At 72.1% G+C, this 20,044-nt stretch carries 9 protein-coding genes; 5 read left to right on the top strand and 4 right to left on the bottom strand.

Features of this window, described 5'->3' with window-relative positions; all coding sequences use genetic code 11:
- Positions 1–10: 10 nt before the first annotated feature.
- The 5 genes from ACU6P3_RS03035 (at position 11) to ACU6P3_RS03015 (ending at position 5,329) form a co-directional block, all read left to right on the top strand.
- Positions 11–874, top strand: a complete 864-nt coding sequence (locus tag ACU6P3_RS03035; RefSeq protein ID WP_447198193.1) for a carbohydrate ABC transporter permease — start codon at positions 11–13, stop codon at positions 872–874.
- 173 nt (positions 875–1,047) lie between these two features.
- On the top strand, positions 1,048–2,013 hold the full coding sequence (locus tag ACU6P3_RS03030; protein ID WP_447195786.1) for a carbohydrate kinase family protein: 966 nt from the start codon (positions 1,048–1,050) through the stop codon (positions 2,011–2,013).
- Positions 2,010–3,377 (top strand): alpha-glucosidase/alpha-galactosidase, encoded by a 1,368-nt coding sequence (locus ACU6P3_RS03025; protein ID WP_447195785.1) that lies wholly within the window; start codon positions 2,010–2,012, stop codon positions 3,375–3,377. Before ACU6P3_RS03030 ends, ACU6P3_RS03025 begins: the two co-directional genes overlap by 4 nt.
- A gap of 171 nt (positions 3,378–3,548) precedes the next feature.
- Complete coding sequence (locus ACU6P3_RS03020) at positions 3,549–4,427, top strand: SIS domain-containing protein (RefSeq protein ID WP_447195784.1); 879 nt, start codon at positions 3,549–3,551, stop codon at positions 4,425–4,427.
- A 74-nt stretch (positions 4,428–4,501) separates the two neighbouring features.
- Complete coding sequence (locus ACU6P3_RS03015; RefSeq protein ID WP_447195783.1) at positions 4,502–5,329, top strand: class II fructose-bisphosphate aldolase; 828 nt, start codon at positions 4,502–4,504, stop codon at positions 5,327–5,329.
- 97 nt (positions 5,330–5,426) lie between these two features.
- Here ACU6P3_RS03015 and ACU6P3_RS03010 read toward each other — a convergent pair whose 3' ends face one another.
- The 4 genes from ACU6P3_RS03010 to ACU6P3_RS02995 all read right to left on the bottom strand — a co-directional run bounded on the left by ACU6P3_RS03010 (position 5,427) and on the right by ACU6P3_RS02995 (position 19,870).
- The gene (locus ACU6P3_RS03010; RefSeq protein WP_447195782.1) at positions 5,427–6,665 is read right to left on the bottom strand and encodes a cytochrome P450; all 1,239 of its coding nucleotides are present in this window, start codon (positions 6,663–6,665) and stop codon (positions 5,427–5,429) included.
- A gap of 189 nt (positions 6,666–6,854) precedes the next feature.
- Positions 6,855–8,573 (bottom strand): phytoene desaturase family protein, encoded by a 1,719-nt coding sequence (locus tag ACU6P3_RS03005; RefSeq protein ID WP_447198192.1) that lies wholly within the window; start codon positions 8,571–8,573, stop codon positions 6,855–6,857.
- A gap of 109 nt (positions 8,574–8,682) precedes the next feature.
- A complete protein-coding gene (locus ACU6P3_RS03000; RefSeq protein ID WP_447195781.1) occupies positions 8,683–10,350 on the bottom strand; it encodes a phytoene desaturase family protein in 1,668 nt (555 codons plus the stop codon).
- Positions 10,340–19,870, bottom strand: a complete 9,531-nt coding sequence (locus tag ACU6P3_RS02995; protein ID WP_447195780.1) for a non-ribosomal peptide synthetase/type I polyketide synthase — start codon at positions 19,868–19,870, stop codon at positions 10,340–10,342. The genes ACU6P3_RS03000 and ACU6P3_RS02995 overlap by 11 nt, the downstream gene beginning before the upstream one ends.
- Positions 19,871–20,044 lie beyond the last annotated feature (174 nt).

Here is a 20,044-nt window from a genome sequence, read left to right as displayed (position 1 = left end):
GACCGAGTCCATGACGCCGGCCGGGAGCCAGGGCGCCACCGGCCCCCGGCGCACCCGCCTCCGGCTGCCCTTCAGCGCCTGGCACCTGCTGCTCGCGCCGCTGTCCCTGCTCTTCGCCGTGCCCCTGATCTGGCTGCTGCTCAGCTCCGTGATGAGCGACGCGGAGATCAACCGCTTCCCGGCGGCCCTGTGGCCCGCACGGATCGACCTGGGCGGCTACGGCTATGTGCTCGGCAACGCCATGTTCCCCCGGTGGTTCGCCAATTCGCTGATCGTCTCCACCGTCGCGGTGGCCTCCAACCTGCTGCTCGGCGCGCTCGGCGGTTACGCGTTCGCCCGGATGCGGTTCGCCGGCTCCCGGGTGCTGCTGGTACTGATGCTGGCCACGATGGTGATCCCGTTCCAGCTGACCATGATCCCCACCTTCCTGGTCATGAAGCGGCTGGGCCTCATCGACACCCTGGGCGCGCTGATCGTGCCGTCCCTGGTCACGCCGTTCGCGGTGTTCCTGCTGCGGCAGTTCTTCCTGTCCCTGCCCAGGGAACTGGAGGAGGCGGCGTGGATCGACGGCTGCTCCCGGCTCCGCGTGCTGTTCCTCGTCGTCCTGCCGCTGTCACGGCCCGCGCTGAGCACTGTGGCGGTCCTCACCTTCCTCACCACCTGGAACGACCTGACCTGGCCATTGATCGCCATCAACCACGACACCCAGTACACCCTCCAACTCGGGCTGACCACCTTCCAGGGTCAGCACCACACCCGGTGGTCCGCGGTCATGGCCGGCAATGTCATCACCGTCCTCCCGGTGCTGCTCGCCTTCCTGTTCGCCCAGAAGTCGTTCATCCAGTCCATCACCAACAGCGGACTCAAGGGCTGACCGGCATGAGCCCCACGACCCCGGAACATCCCGAGCGGCGCTCCCGGGAAAGCGCCGGGCGACGTCCGGAAGCCACCGGGCGACCTCCCTCGGAAAACACCCCGGAAAGCCATCCGGAACGCTTCGCACAACGTCCTGCGGAACGCCCCGCACCCCGCCCCACGGAAAGTCCCATGCCGCCCACCTACGACCTGCTCGTCATCGGGGACGCCAACCCGGACGTCGTCCTCGGCCCGCTCGACACCCCGCCCGCCGCCCTCGCCTTCGGCCAGCGCGAACAGCTCGTCGACACCGGCCTGCTCACCCTCGGCGGCTCCGCCGCGATCATGGCGTGCGGCGCGGCCCGGCTCGGGCTGAGAGTCGCCTTCGCCGGCCGGGTCGGTGACGACGAGGCCGGGCGCTTCATCGTCGCCGCCCTGAACGACCGGGGCGTCGACACCCACGCGCTGCGCGTCGACCCCGACCGGCCGACCCCCCTCACCGTGGTCCTCACCCGGCCCGACGGCGACCGGGCGATCCTCACCGCGCCCGGCACCCTGCCGGCCACCGGCCCCGACGACGTACCGGAAGCCCTGCTCACCGGCAGCCGTCATGTGCACGCCGCCTCGTACTTCCTGCTGCCGCGGCTCGCCGACGCGCTGCCCCGCCTGCTGCGTACGGCGCGCGAGCACGGTGCCACCACCTCCCTCGACACCAATGACGACCCGTCGGGGGAGTGGGCCCCGGGCCGCCTCGACGCCGTCCTCGCTGTCACGGACGTCCTGCTGCCCAACGCCCAGGAGGCCCGGGCCCTCGCGCCCGGCGCGCAGTCCCTGGACGAGGCGGCCCGACAACTCGCCGCCCGCGGCCCGCTGGTGGTCGTCAAGGACGGGGCCGACGGCGCCCTCGCCCATGACGGCCGCACCGTCCTGCGCACCCGCGGCGTCCCCGCCCGGCCGCTGGACACGGTCGGCGCCGGAGACAGCTTCGACGCCGGCTTCGTCGCCGCCCGCCTGCGCGGCCTGTCCACCATCGAGGCACTCGAGATCGCCGCCGCCTGCGGCGCCCTGTCCACGCGGGCCCACGGCGGCACACCCGCCCAGCCCACCTGGGACGAAGCCACCGAGGCGCTCGTCCGCAACGGAAAGAACCCCTCATGACCAGCACCAAGATCGCGTTCATCGGCGCAGGCAGCGTCGTCTTCACCCAGGGACTGCTGGCGGACATCTTCGCCTTCCCCGAACTCCGGAACGCCCATATCGCGCTGCACGACATCGACTCCGAGCGGCTGACCACGGCGCACGGCGCCGCGCGCCACATCGCGGATCGCCTGACGGCGGAGGGGAACGCCTCCGAAGCCGCCTCGGGCACCGCCGGCGGCCGCCGAACCGGAACCGGCCCCCTGATCACCGCGCACGCCCAGCGGCGCGAAGCCCTGGAGGGCGCCGACTTCGTCATCAACATCGTCCAGGTCGGCATGCGCGAGGCGACCCGGACCGACTTCGACGTACCGGCCCGCTACGGACTGCGCCAGACCATCGGCGACACCCTCGGCATCGGCGGCATCTTCCGCGCGCTGCGCACCTTCCCCCTGCTGAAGTCGCTCGGCGAGGACATCGCCGAGGTCTGCCCCGACGCCTGGCTGCTCAACTACACCAACCCCATGGCGATGAACGTCCAGTACCTCGCCCAGGCCACCGGGCTCACCCGCGTGGTGGGCCTGTGCCACTCGGTGTACTGGACCATCCGCGACCTGTCCGACCTGCTGGGCGTCCCGCACCAGGAGGTCACCTACCAGGCCGCCGGGGTGAACCACCAGGCCTGGGTCCTGCGACTGGAGCACCAGGGAGCCGACCTCTACCCCCGGCTGGACGCGCTCGTCGAGCAGAACCCGGAGCTGCGGCGCCGGGTCCGTGTCGACATGTACCGCCGCCTCGGCTACTACCCGACCGAGACGAGCGAGCACTCCTCCGAGTACGTTCCCTGGTACCTCCACCACGACAGCGAGGTCGAACGGCTCCGCCTGCCCATCGGCGCCTACCTGGGCATCGTGGACGAGAACATCGCCGAGTACGAGGGGACCCGCGACGCGCTCGCCGCCGGCACACCGCTGCACGTCGAAGGCACCATGGAGTACGCGCCCCAGATCATCCACAGCATCACCACCGGCACCCCCCGGACCGTCTACGGCAACGTCCCCAACCACGGGCTCATCGACAACCTGCCGGCGGCCGGCACCGTCGAGGTGCCGTGCCTGGTCGACGGCAGCGGTGTACAGCCCACCCGCGTCGGCGCCCTGCCCGCACAGTGCGCCGCGCTCAACCGGGGCTACCTGAGCATGAACGACCTCGTCGTCCGGGCGGCCCTCGAGGACGACCCGCGTTCCGTCCGGCAGGCGGCCATGGCCGACCCGGCCACCGCCGCCGCCCTGCCCGTCGAGCGCATCTGGGACCTGTGCGACGACATGGTGCGCGCGCACGGCGACCTGCTCCAGCCCGGGCTGCGCGCCACGCTCGGGCACTGATCACGGGCCAGGGCGTTCCGGGTATACCGACAGCGGGCCCGGTTCACCGCCGAGCCCCGCCACCGCCCCCGTGGCGGACTCCGTCATCGAGTCCGCCGCATACGCACCACGCTTCCATCCGCACCACACCCCCGTCCGCACCGCATCCGCATCGACTTCCACCGGAGAACCATGTCGTACACGCGTGACGAGATCGCCTCCCAGCCCGACTGCTGGGAGCGCGCCCTCGAGGAACTCCCCGCTCACACCCCCGCCCTGCCCGCCCCGGGCGAGCGCGTCGCCGTCATCGGCTGCGGCACCTCGCTGTTCATGGCGCAGGCGTACGCCCAGCTGCGCGAGGACGCCGGGCTCGGTCTGACCGACGCCTTCCCCGCATCCGAGGCGCGGCTCCACCGCGCCTACGACCGGGTGCTGGCCCTGACCCGGTCCGGTACCACCACCGAGATCCTCACCGCCTTCGAACAGGTCCCCGCCACCACCCGGATCAGCGTCGTCACCGCCGTGGCCGACTCGCCCGCCGCCACCGCCGCGCACGACGTGGTCTGCCTCGACTACGCGGACGAGCGGTCCGTCGTCCAGACCCGCTTCCCCACCACCCAGCTCCTGCTGCTGCGCGCCCATCTGGGCCTCGACACCGACCGCGCGCGCACCGATGTCACCACGGCCCTCACCACCGAACTGGAGCCCGAACTGCTCGCGGCCGAGCAGATCACCTTCATCGGTACGGGCTGGAGCACCGGTCTCGCCGCCGAGGCCGCGCTCAAGGTGCGGGAGGCGGCGGCCTGGTGGACCGAGTCCTACTCAGCCATGGAGTACCGCCACGGACCCGTCGCGGTGGCGGCGCCGGGCCGCGTCGTGTGGCCCCTCTCCCCACTGCCCGAGACACTGGCCGACCAGGTCCGCGCCACCGGTGCCCACCTGCGGACCCCCGAACTCGACCCGCTGGCCGAACTCGTCGTCGCCCAGCGCCTGGCGGTCGAACTGGCCACCGCCGCCGGCCGCGACCCCGACCGGCCGGCCCATCTGACGCGCTCCGTCATCCTCGGCTGACGGCCCCTCAATCACCTCCCCGGCCCCGCGGGCGGCCGGGCCTTCCACCCCTTCGTCAGCACGGGAAGCAGACCATGCCACTCGCCCCCACCGGGGACATCATCAACGGCGCGGCGCACGGCGTCGGCGCCTTCAACGTCGTACTCCTCGAACAGCTGGAAGCCGTCCTCGCGGGTGCCCAGCAGGCGGACCTCCCCGTCATCGTCCAGATCAGCGAGAACGCCGTCGCCTACCGGGGCGCCCTCGCACCGCTCGCCGCCGCCGCGCGCGCGGCCGTCGAGGAGGCCGCCGTGCCGGCCGCGCTGCACCTGGACCACGCGACGCGGCCCGACCTGGTGGAGGAGGCGGTACGGCTCGGCTTCACCTCCGTGATGTACGACGGCGCCCACCTGCCCTGGGAGGAGAACGTCGCCCGCACCCGCGAGATCAGCCGCCGGTGCCGGGACAAGGGCGTCTGGGTGGAGGCGGAACTCGGCGAGATCGGCGGCAAGGACGGCGCCCACAAGCCGGGGGTCCGCACCGACCCCGAGGAGGCGGCCCGGTTCGTCGCGGACACCGGCGTGGACGCCCTCGCCGTGGCGGTCGGCACCTCGCACCAGATGACCGAGCGCACGGCGCGGCTCGACCTGGACCTCATCCGCGACCTGCGCGCGGCCGTCCCCGTACCGCTGGTGCTGCACGGCTCGTCGGGCGTGGACGACAACACCCTCGCCGCGGCGGTGCGCGCCGGGATGCGCAAGGTCAATATCGCCACGCATCTCAACACCGTCTTCACGGCGGCGGCCCGCGCGCGGCTGTCCGCGCAGCCCGCGACCGTCGATCCGCGCCGCTACCTGAGCCCGGCCAGGGAGGCCATGGGCCACGAGGTGGCGCGCCTGCTACGGCTGTTGGCCGGTTCCTGACCTCCGCCCGCGGGCGGACGGGGCGGGTCCTCCCTGGGCTTCCCAGGTCCTCGGCCGGGAGGACCCGCCGACACCGCCGGCCCGTCGGCCGGCCTGATCACCAGGTGACCGGCAGCTCGTGCAGGCCGCTGAAGAACTGCTTCGACCGCCAGCGCAACTCCGCCACGGGTACGGCGAGCCGCAGACCGGGCATGCGGGCGAGCACCCGCTCCAGCGACACCTGGAGTTCCAGCCGCGCCAGATGAGCGCCCAGGCAGTAGTGCGTTCCGTACCCGAAGCTCACATGCGCGTTGCCGGGCCGGTCGAAGACCACCCTGTCCGGGTCCGAAAACGCCTCGGGATCACGGTTGGCCGCTGCCTGGGAGACGATGACGGGCTCGCCCGCGCGGACCAGTACCCCGCCCAGCTCGGTGTCCTCCAGCGCGTAACGCGGCAGTGTCAGGCCGTTGAGCAGGGGGACGAACCGCAACAGTTCCTCCACGGCCTTGGGGATGAGCGCGGGCTCCGCACGCAACCGGCCCAGCAGGTCCTCCTCGTCCGGCCGGGGCAGGAGCAGCAGCGAGAAGAAGTTGCCGATCTGGTTGGTGGTGGTGACGAATCCGCCGACGAGGAGTTCGTTGAGGACGCCCACCAGCTCCTCCTCGCTGATCACCCCGTCCTCGTCACAGGCGCGCACCAGGAGCGTCAGCAGGTCGTCGGCGGGCTCCTGGCGGCGTGCGTGGAGCCAGCCGTTCACACGGGCGAAGAAATCGGCCGCCTCCTTCTGGAGCACCTCGGGCGAGGCACTGCCCGAGCAGACGATGTCCGCCCAGGACCGCACCCGGCCGTGGTCCTCACGGGGAACGCCCACCAGCTCGCAGATCAGCGTCATCGGCAGCGGGAAGGCGAAGTCCTCGGACAGGTCGGCGGGCGGCCCGGCCTGGAGCATCCGGTCGAGCAGCCCGTCGGCGATCCGCCCGACCCGGTCCCGCAGTCGCTCGATGCGGCGTGCCGTGAACTCCTTGCTCAGCACGGAGCGCAGCCGGGTGTGGTCGGGGGCGTCGGTGGCGATCAGGCCCCCGCCGGCCCGAGGCATCCGCCCGATCCGCGGCTGGTCGCGGCGGACGGCCTCGGCGAGACTGAACCGGGGATCGGACAGGACCGTACGGACGTCCTCGTGACGCGTCGCCAGCCAGGCGTCCTCCCCGAACGGCAGCCGCACTTTGGCCAGCGGCTGATCCCGCAAGGGGCGGTAGTCCGGGTGCAGATCCAGTCCCTCCGTGGTCCAGAAGGGATAGGAGAGGGGCTCCGGGCGCTGAGCGGTGTCCGTGGTGCCCTGGGACGGCCGGTGTGACATGGGGGTGTCCGCCTTTGCTGGTGGGGTGCTGCGGTCCTGGTGAGTGTGTCGTGAGGAGGTATTGATCCGGCGTGAGGTCCCGGGGGCGTGGTGACGGGGCCGGGCCGGGGCCGGGGCACCGGGCATGGCGGAGCACCGGGCATGGAGGGGGCCCCGCGCCGCCGGCCCGCGGCCTCGACCGGCGGCCGGTCAGCGGGTCAGGCGTGCCGGCTCGGGCGGTGCCCCCGTACTCCGGTCGTCGGGCACGGCCCCGCCGGTCCCACCGGGGGCACCGGGGCCCACGGGGATGACGACATGGGTGGGCGGGGGCGCGGAGTCGTCGACGGAGGCGGTGAAGTCGAGTCCGTCGTCGCGACAGATGAACTGCATGACCTGCCGTCCGGCGGCGGCCGCCCTGATGAGGCCGCCCGTGGTGGCCCAGACGCCGGAGAGGTAGAAGTTCTCCAGACCGGGCAGAGCCGGTCCGTGCTTCTTGACCAGCTCCTCCATGGTCTCGCCGCTCTCCACGAACGGCTGCCAGCCCAGGAACGTCCCGTCGTAGTTGCCCGTGTAGCGGATCTGGGTGAGGGGCGTGCACGTGTCCCGCACCGCGATGGAGTCCTTCAGACCGGGGTAGCGCTCCTCCAGGAAATCCACCACCGTGTCACGCACCCGCCGCTTGGCCGCGGAGTACGGGCGGCCGCGCCGCACGGGCAGGGTGTGGTGCTCCTCCCCGCGACGCAGCCGGCTGTGCTGTTCGGGGCCCTCGCTCAACTCCCGCCAGGGCGCCGTGTCCGAGAAGTACGTGGCGTAGACGACCGTGGTGTCCCGTGGCGACAGCTCCGGGTAGAAACGGCTGCGGAACTGGACGTTGAGACTCGGATGGCGCATGCCGAGCAGTCGGCCGGCCGTGGCGTCGTCCAGCAGGTGCGTGGTGGTGGGCTCGCCGTCCGGAAAGGGACGGCGCAGGCCCAGGAACACACTGACATAGCCGGGGAAGACCATGCCCGGTTCCAGAATGGTCTCCGTGAACAGCTTCCGGTATTCGTCGTCCAGATAGCGGCCGCCCAGGAACTCCATCACCGTGGTGGGCCCGTCGCAGGCGGAGACGACGATGTCCGCGTGGTACTCCCGCCCGTCCGCGAGCCGGACACCCACCGCCCGGTCGTTCTCGACGAGGATCTTCACCACCTTGGCGTTGTACGTCACCTCGCCGCCCAGCCGCTCGTAGCGGTCGGCGATGGAACGCGCCAGCTCCAGCGAACCCCCTTCCGGCACGCCCGCCGACTGGTGCGCCTGCGCCGCCATCTGGAAGTAGAAGGGCAGTACGGGAAACCCGGGATGCTTCTCGTACAGGATGTAGTTGAACGCCTCCCGCAGCAGCGGGTCCCGGAAGCGTGTCGAGTATTCCGTCATCAGCGAGGTCATCGAGGTGCGGAACAGGTTGAAATACGGGACGAAGCCGGCCAGCATGCGCCAGCGCTCCCGCCGGCTCATCAGCGCCACGGGCTTGAGGAACGGATACGCGGGCAGGGCGGAGATGAACTTGCGCAGCCCGCCGCAGAACGCGCGGATGGGGCGGGCGTCGGCCGGGGACAGGGAGAGCAGATGCGCCTCCAGCCGGTCCGGGTCGCAGTAGAAGTACACGGCCCGGCCGTCCTGGCCGCGCACGATGTTGAACACGTCGAAGTGGCGCACCTCCTTGCCCTGGAGCGCGCCCAGTTCGAGCCAGATCTGGTGCATCTCGTTGCCCGGACCGCTGCCCAGCAGCCAGCTGATGCAGCAGTCGAACGTGAAGTCGCCCCGCCCCCAGCCCGTGCAGCAGCCACCCGGGATCTCGTGCATCTCGAAGACCTGGCTGCGGTAGCCGTTCATCTGCGCGTAGGCGCCGGTGGACAGGCCGCCGAGCCCGCCCCCGATGATGATCATGGATTCCCTGCGCTTGACGGACGGCATGTCCCGCTCTCCCCGGTTTCCTGGTCGCATCGATCGCTCCTGTCCCGCGTGGTCCTTCACCACGAGGTCCTTCAGCACGCGGTCACCGGACCCCTCGTCGTTCGAGCTGGGGCAGGCTGCCCAGCTTCCCCGCGTGCCAGGGCTCCGTGCCGCCGCTCTCCCAGGCGCGGAACTCGAGCCCCAGGTCGCGGCAGAGGTACTGGGTGACGAACCGTCCGCTCGCGGCGGCCCGGATCAGGCTGCCACCGCCGAACCACTGGCCGGCCAGGGAGAAACCGCTCAGCCCTGGCAGTCGCAGCCGGTCCTTGTTGATCAGCTTCGTGATCACGTCGTCGGCGTCGGTGAACGACTTCCAGCCCAGGATGGAGCCCTCCCGCACGCCCGTGTACCGCTCGGTGGTGGTGGGTGAGGCCACGTCGATGACCTCGATGGCCCCCGCCACCCCGGGGTGGTGCCGCTCCAGGAAGTCCCGTACGAAGTCCGCCACGTCCTGCTTGCGCGCCCAGTACGCCTTGCGGTCCGTGCGCCGCAGCTCCTTCCAGTACGCGTAGTCACTGAAGTAGGTGCAGTGCACGACGGACTTGCCGGGCGGAGCGAAACCGTCCGAGTAGTGGGACCGCAACTGGACCACCAAGCTGTTCTGCCGTACGGCCGGGAGCGCGGCGCTGTCCTCCTCGGACAGCAGATAGGTGACGCTGTGCCGCTCGGACGGGTCGAACTCGCCCTTGACACCGACGAACGCCGAGACGACCCCGGGGTAGACCATCTCGGGGCGGCCCATCATCTCCTCGAAGAGGCGGTCGACCGCGGGGCTCGTGTAACGGCCGCCGAGCAGCCGGTGGATCGTGGTGTGACCGTCGCAGGCGGAGACGACGTGGTCCGCGTAGTGCCGCTCACCGCCGCGCAGTTCGACACCGATCGCCCGGTCGTTCTCGACCAGGATCCGCTCCACCCGCGCCCGGTAGTCCACCCGGCCGCCCAGCGAGGTGTAACGCTCCTCGACGGACCGGGCCAGCCCCAGTGAGCCGCCCTGCGGGAACCCCGCGTTGTGGTGGTGGGCGCTGGCCATGTTGAACAGGTACGGCAGGAGCGGGAAGACCTCGTGGTCCTGGAAGAAGATGAACGGGAACGCCCGGCGCAGCAACGGGTCCTGGAAGCGGCCGGCGAACTTCTCCATACGGGTCGCGGCGGTGCGCCAGAACAGGACGAAGTCCGGCAGGACGACGCGCAGCGTGGCCAGCTTCTCCTTCAGCGGCTGCAGGGGCGGCGGGGTCAGGAACGGATAGTGGTTGATGTCGATGAAGCGCCGCAGATCACGGCAGAAGGCCTTGATGGGCCGGGCGTCGGCCGGCGAGATCTCCAGCAGATGCCGCTCCAGCCGGTCGGGGTCGTTGTAGAACGTCACCGAGCGGCCGTTCTCGTCGACGACGGTGTTGAACATCTCGAAGTTCGCGATCGTCTTGCCGTCGAGGGCGCCGAGCTCCCGCCACACCTGGCTGGCGTCGTTGTTCCGGCCCGTGCCGGTGAGCCATTCGATGCAGTAGTCGAAGACGTAGTCCTGCCGGGACCACGCCGTGCAGCACCCTCCGGGCAGGACATGGCGCTCGAAGATCCGCGTCTCGGCGCCGCTCATCTGCGCGTACGCGCCGGTGGACAGGCCGCCGATGCCGGCCCCGATGATGATCACCCGGGGCGCGTCCTCCGGTCCCCGTTCGCGCCGGTGCCAGACCGGCCGGTTCTCACGCGACATGGGTCTCACCCCCGGCCGGTGAGTTCGCCCCGGCGAGGACCGAGAGCGTCAGCTCCGCGTTCCTCGGCAGGTGCTTCTCGTCCAGCATCTCGGCATGGGTGCCACCGCCGCGCAGCAGGACGGTGCCGGCGGACGAACTGCCGTGCCAGGTGCCGCGCTGTCCCGCCGCGTAGAAGGCGGTCTTCCGCTCGTCGGAGATCACGGCGACCGTCGCGGCGACCGTGCCGACGTTGGGCGTACGGCCGCAGAAGTCCAGGTACTCTTTGGCCTGTTCGAGGGTCTCGTCGGCCAGTGTCCGCGAGCCGGTGTGACGGCGCAGATGCTCCCGCAGCTCGTGTTCGAACGCCTGGAGGTGTTCGTCGGAGACCGCGTAGGGCTCCTGGATCCGGTACGAATCCATGATCACCACCTGCGGCACCGTACGTCCCCGGGCCTCCAGTTCCTTGGCGACCTCGAAGGCGAGGTTGCCGCCGAGCGAGTACCCGAAGAGCGGGCAGGGCCCATCGGGGCGGAGCGACTCGATCAGGTCCGCGTACCGGATCACCTTGTCGTCACCGCCGATGTGGTTGAACGCCACGAGCTCGTACGCGGGCAGGTGCGCGGCGAGCGAGCGGTAGACGAGCCCGTGCCCGCCGGCCGGCGGGAAGCAGAACAACGCCGACGCCTGACCGGAGTTGAACGTCAGGTAGGGCCTGCCGCCGGAGATCTTCCCGGTGATGATGTCCTCCACCGTCCTCGCCATGCCGTGCAGCGTCGTGACCTTGAACAGCAGACTGACCGGAACCGTGATGTTGAACTCGGCCTGGAGCCGGTGGATCAGCTCGATGAGCTTGATGGAACTGCCGCCCGCCGCGAAGAAGTCGCTCCGCAGCCCCACCCGCTCCACGCCCAGCAGCGACTGCCAGTGGGCCGCCATCCGTTCCTCGTAGAGGGTGACCGGTGGCTCGTGGCTCTCCTCGCCGGACTCCCGCCGGGGCTCCGGCAGCGCGGCCACGTCCACCTTGCCGTTCGAGGTGAGCGGCAGCGCGTCCAGCGTCGTGAAGTGGGCGGGGATGAGATACGTCGGCAACCGCGTGGCGAGATGGCGGCGCAGCTCACCCGGGTCCGGCTCGCTCCCGGCCTCCGGCACGCAGTAGGCGCACAGCGCGGCCTCGCCGTCCGCGTCCGCGCGGACCGTGACCACCGCCTGGGCGATTCCGGGCACGGACACCAGCAGGGACTCGATCTCACCCGGCTCGATGCGGTGGCCGCGCACCTTCACCTGGGCGTCCGCCCGGCCCAGCAGGTGGATCAGCCCGCGGGCGTCCCGGCGGGCCAGATCACCCGTGCGGTACAGCCGCTCGGGCACCGCCCCCGGCCCGCGCCCCAGGGTCAGACTCACGAACCGCTCCGCCGTCTGCCGGGGATCGCCCGCGTAGCCGAGGGCCAGGCCCGCGCCCCCGACCCACAGCTCGCCCGTGACTCCCGGCGGCACGGGCTCGCGGTGCTCGTCCAGGATGTGCAGAGCGCAGTTCGGCAGGGGTCTGCCGATCGGGACCTGCTGGTTCGGTTCCAGCCCGGCCGTGGGGCCTTCGAAGAACGCGCTGTCGACGGCCGCCTCGGTCAGCCCGTACGAGTTGATCACCCGGGTGTCCGGGCCGCACAGGCCGCGCAGCCGCTCGTACTCCTCGACCTTCCAGGCGTCCGAGCCGACGATCAGCAGGCGCATGAAGTCCAGGCGGTGGCCGCCGTGCGCGCAGTGGTCCATCAGGGCGCGGGCCACCGCGGGCACGAACTCGGCGCAGTCGACCCCCTCGTCCGTCATCGTCCCGTACAGGCGCTCCGTGTTGAGCAGCAGCTCACGGCCGATCAGCACCAGTCGGCCGCCCGAGCACAGCGCCCGCACCAGGTCGCCGGTGAACACGTCGAACGAGACCGCGGCCATCTGCAGGTGTACCCCGGGCGCCGCGCCGAGACCGTACTCCTCGTGCCAAGCCGCGTGCACGGCCGCGAGCGCCCGGTGACTGACCTCGACGGCCTTCGGGCGGCCCGTCGAACCGGAGGTGTGGACGACATACGCGGGCGAGTCCGGGTCGACGGGGAAGGGACCGTGGACCTCGGCTTCCGCCGCCCCGGCCCGCCCGTCCCCGGCGAGGACATCGGTGACGGCGTCGAGACCCGGCCCGACGAGGCGGCGTTGGCCCTCGGTATCGGTGACGACCAGGGCCGCCGCCGCGTTCTCCGCCATCAGGGCGAGCCGGTCGGTGGGATGGTCCGGATCCAGCGGCAGATACGCGGCACCCGCGCGCCAGACGGCCAACAGCGCCACGATCAGCTCGGGCGACTTGGGCAGGCAGACCGCGACGACGTCGCCGGGCTTCACCCCCCTCTCGCGCAGCCGCCCGGCCAGCGCCCCCGCGTGGCGGTCCAGCTCCCCGTACGTCATACGGCGGGTCTCGCCCGCCTCGGCCGGTACGGACACGGCGACGGCGTCCGGCCGGCGCGCGGCGGCTTCGGCGATCAGCTCGGGCACGGGCACGTCATGGGGCAGCGGCCGGCCCACGGCCGCCGGATCGCGCAGGGCCCGCTCGCGCTCCTCGGGCCCCAGCAGGTCGAGCCGGCCCACCGGCGCCGCGGCGGGGGCCCGGGTGAGGGCGTCCAGCACCTGTACGTAGTGGGTCGCCATCCGCCGGACCGTCTCCGGCAGGAACAGGTCGGTGTTGTACTTCAGAACGCAGTGGAACCGCCCCTCCGACTCGTCCTCGTACGCCGACAGCGTGAGGTCGAACTGACCCTCCTCCTCCGGCAGTTCGATGTAGTCCAGCCGGTATCCGTACTGCTCCGAGGCCACCTTGTGGGCGAGCAGGATGAACATCGCCTGGAAGACCGCCGACCGGCTCGGGTCGTGCTGCAGTCCCAGCTCCTCGACCAGCAGGACGAACGGGTACTCCTGGTTGTCGAGACCGCCGAGGACCACCTGGCGCACCTGGGCGAGCAGCGCGGCGACGGACGGGTCCCCGGACAGGTCCGCGTAGAGCGGCAGGGGGTTGACGAAGTAGCCGTAGACGGAGGCGAACTCCTCCTCCGTGCGCCCCGTCACGGGGCTGCCGACGATGATGTGGTCCTGGCCCGAGTAGCGGTGCAGCAGCACGTAGTAGGCGCTGAGCAGCACCATGAACACCGTCACGTCGTGCTCACGCGCCAGCGCGTGCACCCGGGCGCTGAGACCGTCGTCCAGGACGAAGAACTCGGACGCGCCGTTGTGCGTCTGCACCGGCGGCCTGGGCTTGTCGGTGGGCAGGTCGAGGGCCGGCACCTCGGCGGGCAGGCTGCCGCGCCAGTAGTCCAGCATCCGCCGCGCGTCGGGCGACGCGAGGAAGCGGTTCTGGGCGTTCAGGAAGTCGAGGTACCGCGCCGGTACGGGCGGCAGCTCGACCGGCCGGCCCCGGCGCGTCCCCTCGTAGAGCGCCAGGAGTTCCTCGATGAAGGTGAACGTGGAGATCGCGTCCGAGATGATGTGGTGGACGGCCTTCATGATGATCCAGCGGTCCGGGCCGCGCTTGAACAGGCGGAATCGGATCAGCGGATCGCGCTCCAGGTCGTACGGCTTGCGGTACTCACGGACGATCGTCTCGTGGATCGTGTCCCAGTCCTGGTCCTGGACATCGAACAGGGCCAGATCGGGCTCGCCGCCGGCCGACACGCGCTGGACCGGCCGGCCGTCCTCCAGGGCGAAGTTGGCGCGCAGTACCGGATGGCGCGCCACCAGAGTCCGTACCGCGTCGAACATCGCCTTTGGATCCAGACGGGTCCGCACCTCGACCGCGCCACCGATGTTGTAGGCGAAGCCGTCGGGGTTGAGCTGCTTGAGGAACCACAGGGCCTTCTGGTTCTGCGTCAGCGGGTGGCAGGTCTCGTCCTCGTACGTCTCCACGGTGGCGAGCGCGCCCGAGCCGCCCGCCGACTCCGCGACGAGGGCCGCCGCCGCGTGGTACAGCTGCGTGCCGAGCTCGGCCGCCGACGCGCCGCTGAGCAGGGACACCAGCGGCAGCGCGACCCCCGTCTCGGCCTGGACCCTTACCCGCAGCTCCATGGCGAGCAGGGAGTCGAGCCCGAGGGCGGCCAGGCTGCCCGACCGGTCGATCTGGTCGGCGGGCACCCGCAGCACGGCCGAGGCCGCGGTCGTGAACCGTTCCGCGACCAGCTCGGCGCGGCGCTCGTCGTCCGCCGTGCCGAAGACGTCCAGGAAGCTGCCGCGGCCCTCCGCCTCCTCGCCCCCGTCGGTCGCGGCGAGCTCCGTGACGAGGGGCGGCGGCGACTCGTACCAGGCGAGGAAGACCTTCCAGTCCACCACCGTGGCCACCAGCAGCTGGGCGCGGCCCTGGCCGATGACCCGCTCCAGTACGGCCATGCCCGCGTCCGGGGACAGCGAACTCATGCCCCGGCTGGCGCGGTAGTGCTCGACCAGCCCCAGTTCCTCGATCATGCCGGTCGCCCACGGCCCCCAGTCCAGGCTCAGGCCCGGCAGGCCCCGTGCGTGGCGGTGGTGGGCCAGCGCGTCCAGGAAGGCGTTGCCCGCCGCGTAGTTGGTCTGGCCCGCCGTGGTGAGCAGGGAGGCGATCGACGCGAACAGGACGAAGTGCTCCAGGGGTTCGTCGCGCAGCAGCCGGTGCAGCAGCCAGGCACCGGCCGCCTTGGGGGCCAGCACCGCGTCGAAGGCGGCCCGGTCCATCGCGGGGACCAGGGTGTCCCGCACGTGCCCCGCCAGATGGAACACACCGCGCACCGGCGGGGCGTCCCGCTCCCGGTACGCCGCGAGCCAGGCGGCCAGGGCCGCCTCGTCGGTGGTGTCCACGGCGGCATGCACCGGATGGGCGCCCAGGGCCTCCAGTTCCTTGACGAAGCCCGCGTTCCGGCCGGCCGGGGACTCAGGATCCAGGGTGCGCCAGCGCGCCCGGTCCGGCAGGGGGGTGCGGCCGACGAGGATCAGGTGGCGCGCACCGCGCCGGACGAGGAAGCGGCACAGGAGCCGACCCAGCGCGCCGAAGGCGCCGGTGACGAGATAGGCGCCGTCCGGGCGCAGCCGCGGCGGCAGCGGCCGGGTCAGGCCCTCGGCCCTGGTGAGCCGGCTGATGAGGCGGCGTCCGCCGCGCAGCGCGATCTCGTCCTCGTACGGCCCCGGGGCAGTGGCGGCGTCGAGGATTTCCTCCAACAGGGCCCCGGCCTCGGCCCGGCGGGTCTCCTCGCGGGCCCGGCCGTCACCGGGGGCGAGGTCGACGAGCTTACCGCGATGGGCCGTCAGCTCCTGGTGGCGCAGAACCCGGCCGACACCCCAGGCGAGCGCGCCCAGCGGCTCGACCGGATCGCCTCGGTCGACCGCCTGCGTGCCACGCGTGACCACATGCAGGGCGGCGGGCCCGCCGGACTGGCGGGGATCGTCCTTGAGGGCCTGCGCGAGCGCGATGAGCGAGTACGCCCCCCGGGTGCTGTGCTCCTCCAGTCGGCCGCGCTCGGTGTCGTCCAGCGCGGGCAGGTCGAGGTTCCACAGGTGGACGACGGTGTCGAAGCCCGCCGCGTCCTGGCCGTACCCGACGGTCACGGCCAGGTCCGCGAAGAGCCGGCGCAGGTCGTCCGGGCTGCCGGGCACCACGGTGAAGGTGTTGGTGCCGGGACCGGCGGCGTAGCGTTCACCGGGGCGTACGAGACGGCAGCGGCCGCCCCGGGCGGTGACCAGCTCCGCGAGTGCGTCGGCGACCCCGCCGGGAGCGTCGGCGAACAGCAGCCAGGACCCTGGGGCCGCGCGGTCCGCCGAGCCGCCCGTCGTCCCGTCCACCGCCCCGACACGCTCGTCGGAGCCGAGCGGGCAGTCGATCCAGGACGGTTCGGCCAGCCAGTTGTCGATCGTGCCGAGCCCCACCGCGGCGGTCGCCTTCTCGACGTCGGCGGCCCGGAATCCGCTGACGCGGCCGAGCGGAGTGCCGTCGTCGGCGTGGAGGGCGATGTCCCCGACGAGTTCGCCGTCGCTCCGCCGGGTCACGGTGGCATGGGCCCACAGCGGCTGGTCCCCGACCGGCCCCGTGCGTACCTCCGCGATGGACAGCGGGAGCAGGATGCCCGTGGACCCGTCCGTCCCGCCGTCGCCCCGCGCGGGCAGCGGCAGTCCGTGCGGGCCGTCCGCACAGCCCGCGGCGAGCAGGGTCTGGAAGCAGGAGTCGAGCAGCACGGGGTGCACATGGTGGTGCGCCGCGTCGTCCCCGAGGACCTCGGGCGGCCGGATACGGGCCAGCGCCTCGCCCTCGCCGGTCCACACCTCCTCGATCCCCTGGAAGGCCGGGCCGTAGTGATAGCCGAGCGCGCCGAGCGCCGCGTAGCACGCCGGACCCGCGAGACGGGTCCCGGCGCGCGCGGTGATCCGGTCGATGTCCAGGGCCGCGGCCCGGCGGGCGGCGCGGTCGCCGGAGCGGACCACGCCGGTCGCGTGGACGGTGCGCTCCGCGCTCTCGCCGCCGCCGGTCGCGACCGTGAACGCGGCATCCTCCAGGGACAGGGCGAGCTGGACGGTCCGCGACGCGTCGTCGGGCAGGAACAGCGCCTTGCGCAGTTCGATGTCGCCGAGCGCGGTCTCCGTGCCGCCGGTCAGGGCCCGGGTCGCCTGCGCGGCCATCTCGAGATAGCCGGCGGCGGGGAACAGGGCGCGGCCCTGGATGCGGTGGTCCGCGAGGTACGGTGCGGCGGAGAGGTCCAGCTCCGCCTCCCACACCGGCTCCGCCGTGGCCAGCCGGCGGCCGAGCAGCGGATGGTCGACCCGGCCGAGCCGGACCTGCGCCACGGGCTCCGGCTCGGTCCAGTACCGGTCGCGCTTCCACGGGTAGCGCGGCAGCGGCACGGTCCGCCCGGCGGGCTGCAGCCTGTCCCAGGAGATGTCGGTGCCGAGGGTGTGGAGCGTGGCGAGGGAAGTGGTGAAACGCGCCTCCTCGTCCTCCTCCCGGCGGATCGACGGCAGCGTCACCACGTCGGCGTCCGGCTCCACCGGCCTGCTCTCCAGGCACTCCCTGATCGAATGGGCGAGGACGGGATGCGGGCCGATCTCCAGGAAGACGCGGTACCCGTCGTCGGCCATCCGGTCGACGGCGGCGCGGAAGCGGACGCGGTCGCGGACGTTGTCCCACCAGTAGTCGGCGTCGAGCTCGGTGCCATGGGCCGTGCCTTCCCGGCCCGTCAGGTACAGCGGCACCTCGGCGGGACGCGGCTCGATACCGGACAGGCAGGACAGCAGTTCGTCCTTGATCGCTTCCATACGGGCGCTGTGGTATGGCACCTGGACGGTGAGGAGCTTGGCGAACACGTCCTCCGTGCGCAGCTCGTCCGCCAGGGATGTCAGGGCCGCCTCGTCACCGGCGAGGGTGACCGCGGCGGGGCTGTTGACGGCGGCGACGGACACCAGGTCGCCGTACGGCCGGGCCCGGCGCGCGGCCTCGTCCTCGGGGAGACCCACCGCGAGCATCGTGCCCGTTCCGACCAGCCGCTGCTGGAGGCGGCTGCGGTGCACGATGACGCGCGCCGCGTCGCGCAGGCTGTAGACCCCCGCCTCGTGGAACGCGGCGACCTCGCCCGTGCTGTGCCCGACGATCGCCTCGGGCCGTACCCCGTGGGCGCGCCAGAGGGCGGCGAGGCCCACCTGGACCGCGAAGTTGGCGGGCTGGGCCAGCCAGGTCTGGGCCATCCGGGAGTCCGCCTCGTCCGCGCTCATCTCCTCGACGAGGGACCAGCCGGTGAGCGCGGCGATCTCCCGGTCGCACCGCTCGACGGCCTCCCGGTAGACGGGCTGGGAGGCGAACAGCTCCCGGCCCATGCCCCACCACTGGGGCCCCATGCCGGTGAACACCCAGGCCAGGCGGCGCTGTTCGGCCGGGCGCCGACGGCCGAGGACGACCCGCGGGTGGGCCTCGCCCCGTGCCTGAGCGGCCAGCGCCTCGGCCAGGTCCTCGCGGCCGGTGTGCACGACGGCCATCCTGGCGTCGTGGTGCTGGCGGCGACGGGCGAGCGTATGGCCGAGGTCGGCCAGCGAGATCCCGTGCCCGGCGTCCGTGGCGGCGGGCGCCGCCAGCTCCTGTCGGATCGACTCGGCCAGGACCGGCAGCCCGGACGTGTCGCGGGCGGTCAGCGGGAGGACGCTGTAGCGGGGCCGGTCCGCGGCCACGGGCTCCTCGGCGGGGGGCGGCGGCGCCGCCTCCTCCAGCAGTACGTGCGCGTTCGTGCCGCCGAAGCCGAACGAGTTCACCCCCGCTCGGGCCGGGCCCTCGTGCGCGGGCCACGGGGTGACCTCCGTCGGGATGGAGAACGGCGCGGAGGCGAGATCGATACCCGGGTTGATCCGCTCCAGGTTGATGTGCGGGGGGATCGTACGGTGTTCGAGGCTGAGCGCGGTCTTGATGAGTCCGGCGATCCCGGCGGCCGACTCCGTGTGCCCGATGTTGGTCTTGACCGAGCCGACGTAGCAGGGGGCGTCCGGCCGGCGGCCGACGGCGAGGGCCCGGGCGAGCGCGGTGGCCTCGATCGGGTCGCCCACCGGTGTGGAGGTGCCGTGGGCCTCGATGTACTGGAGGCTGCCCGGCGCGATGCCCGCCTCGGCGCACACCCGCTCGATCAGGGTGATCTGAGCCTCCGCACGGGGGACGGTGATGCCGTTGGTGCGTCCGTCCTGGTTCACCCCGCTCGCGGTGATCACGGCATGGACCGGGTCGCCGTCGCGGACGGCGTCCGCCAGGCGCTTCAGCGCGACGATGCCGACACCCTCGGCGCGGACATAGCCGTCGGCGTCGGCGTCGAACGTGCGGGACCGGCCCCGGGGCGACAGAAAGCCGCCCTGCGTCTCGGCGATGGTGTACTGCGGCGTCAGGTGCAGCAGGGTGCCGCCGGCCAGCGCGAGTGAACTCTCCCGGCGGCGCAGGCTCTCACAGGCGAGATGCACGGCGACCAGGGAGGAACTGCACGCGGTGTCGAGAGAGAGGCTGGGGCCGCGGAAGTCGAAGCAGTGCGAGATGCGGTTCGACACCATCGTCATCATGGTGCCGGTCGCCGTGTGCGCGGCCAGGGTGTCGAAGCGGAGGTCGGCGAACTGGAGGATCTTGTAGTCGAGGGTGAAGGCGCCGACGAACACACCGACATCAGTACCGGCCAGCTCGACCGGCTTCTGGCCACCGTCCTCCAGCGCCTCCCAGGCCACCTCCAACAACTTCCGCTGCTGCGGGTCCATGTGGTCCGCCTCGCGCGGGCTGATCCCGAAGAACGCGGGGTCGAACTCGTCGAACCCGTCGATGTACCCGCCCCGGCCGCCCACCAGCCGGCCCGGCCTGGCCTGGTCTCCGCTGCCGAGGGTGGTCACGTCGTACCGGTCGCGCGGTGTCGGTGTGATGCAGTCCTTGCCGTCGAGCAGGTTCTGCCAGAAGGTCCGGTGGTCACAGGCGCCGCCCGGGAAGCGGCAGCCGATACCGATGATCGCGATCTTCTCGGGAGGCGCGCTCCGGAGCGATTCAGACATGGTCGGGTCCTTGAGTCGTCAGCAGATAGCGTGCGCGAAGGGCAGGCGGGGGCCCCGGCCTCCCGTCGGGACGGGTGGAGACCGGGGTCACCGCGTGCATGTGCGCGGAGAACAAATAAGCTAAAAACAGATAAGTGGGGGTATGGGCCGGAGGACCGGCCGATCATGGTGAGG

The sequence above is a fragment of the Streptomyces hebeiensis genome (genome assembly GCF_052983195.1).
Note: the sequence above shows the minus strand (reverse complement) of the source record. Positions and strands in the feature narration are given on the sequence as shown.

Bases quoted from the DNA above. Each gene is read 5' to 3' on its own strand.
- ACU6P3_RS03035 (WP_447198193.1), top strand. From the start codon at position 11: ATGACGCCGGCCGGGAGCCAGGGCGCCACCGGCCCCCGGCGCACCCGC.
- ACU6P3_RS03030 (WP_447195786.1), top strand. From the start codon at position 1,048: ATGCCGCCCACCTACGACCTGCTCGTCATCGGGGACGCCAACCCGGAC.
- ACU6P3_RS03025 (WP_447195785.1), top strand. From the start codon at position 2,010: ATGACCAGCACCAAGATCGCGTTCATCGGCGCAGGCAGCGTCGTCTTC.
- ACU6P3_RS03020 (WP_447195784.1), top strand. From the start codon at position 3,549: ATGTCGTACACGCGTGACGAGATCGCCTCCCAGCCCGACTGCTGGGAG.
- ACU6P3_RS03015 (WP_447195783.1), top strand. From the start codon at position 4,502: ATGCCACTCGCCCCCACCGGGGACATCATCAACGGCGCGGCGCACGGC.
- ACU6P3_RS03010 (WP_447195782.1), bottom strand. From the start codon at position 6,665: ATGTCACACCGGCCGTCCCAGGGCACCACGGACACCGCTCAGCGCCCG.
- ACU6P3_RS03005 (WP_447198192.1), bottom strand. From the start codon at position 8,573: ATGATCATCATCGGGGGCGGGCTCGGCGGCCTGTCCACCGGCGCCTAC.
- ACU6P3_RS03000 (WP_447195781.1), bottom strand. From the start codon at position 10,350: ATGTCGCGTGAGAACCGGCCGGTCTGGCACCGGCGCGAACGGGGACCG.
- ACU6P3_RS02995 (WP_447195780.1), bottom strand. From the start codon at position 19,870: ATGTCTGAATCGCTCCGGAGCGCGCCTCCCGAGAAGATCGCGATCATC.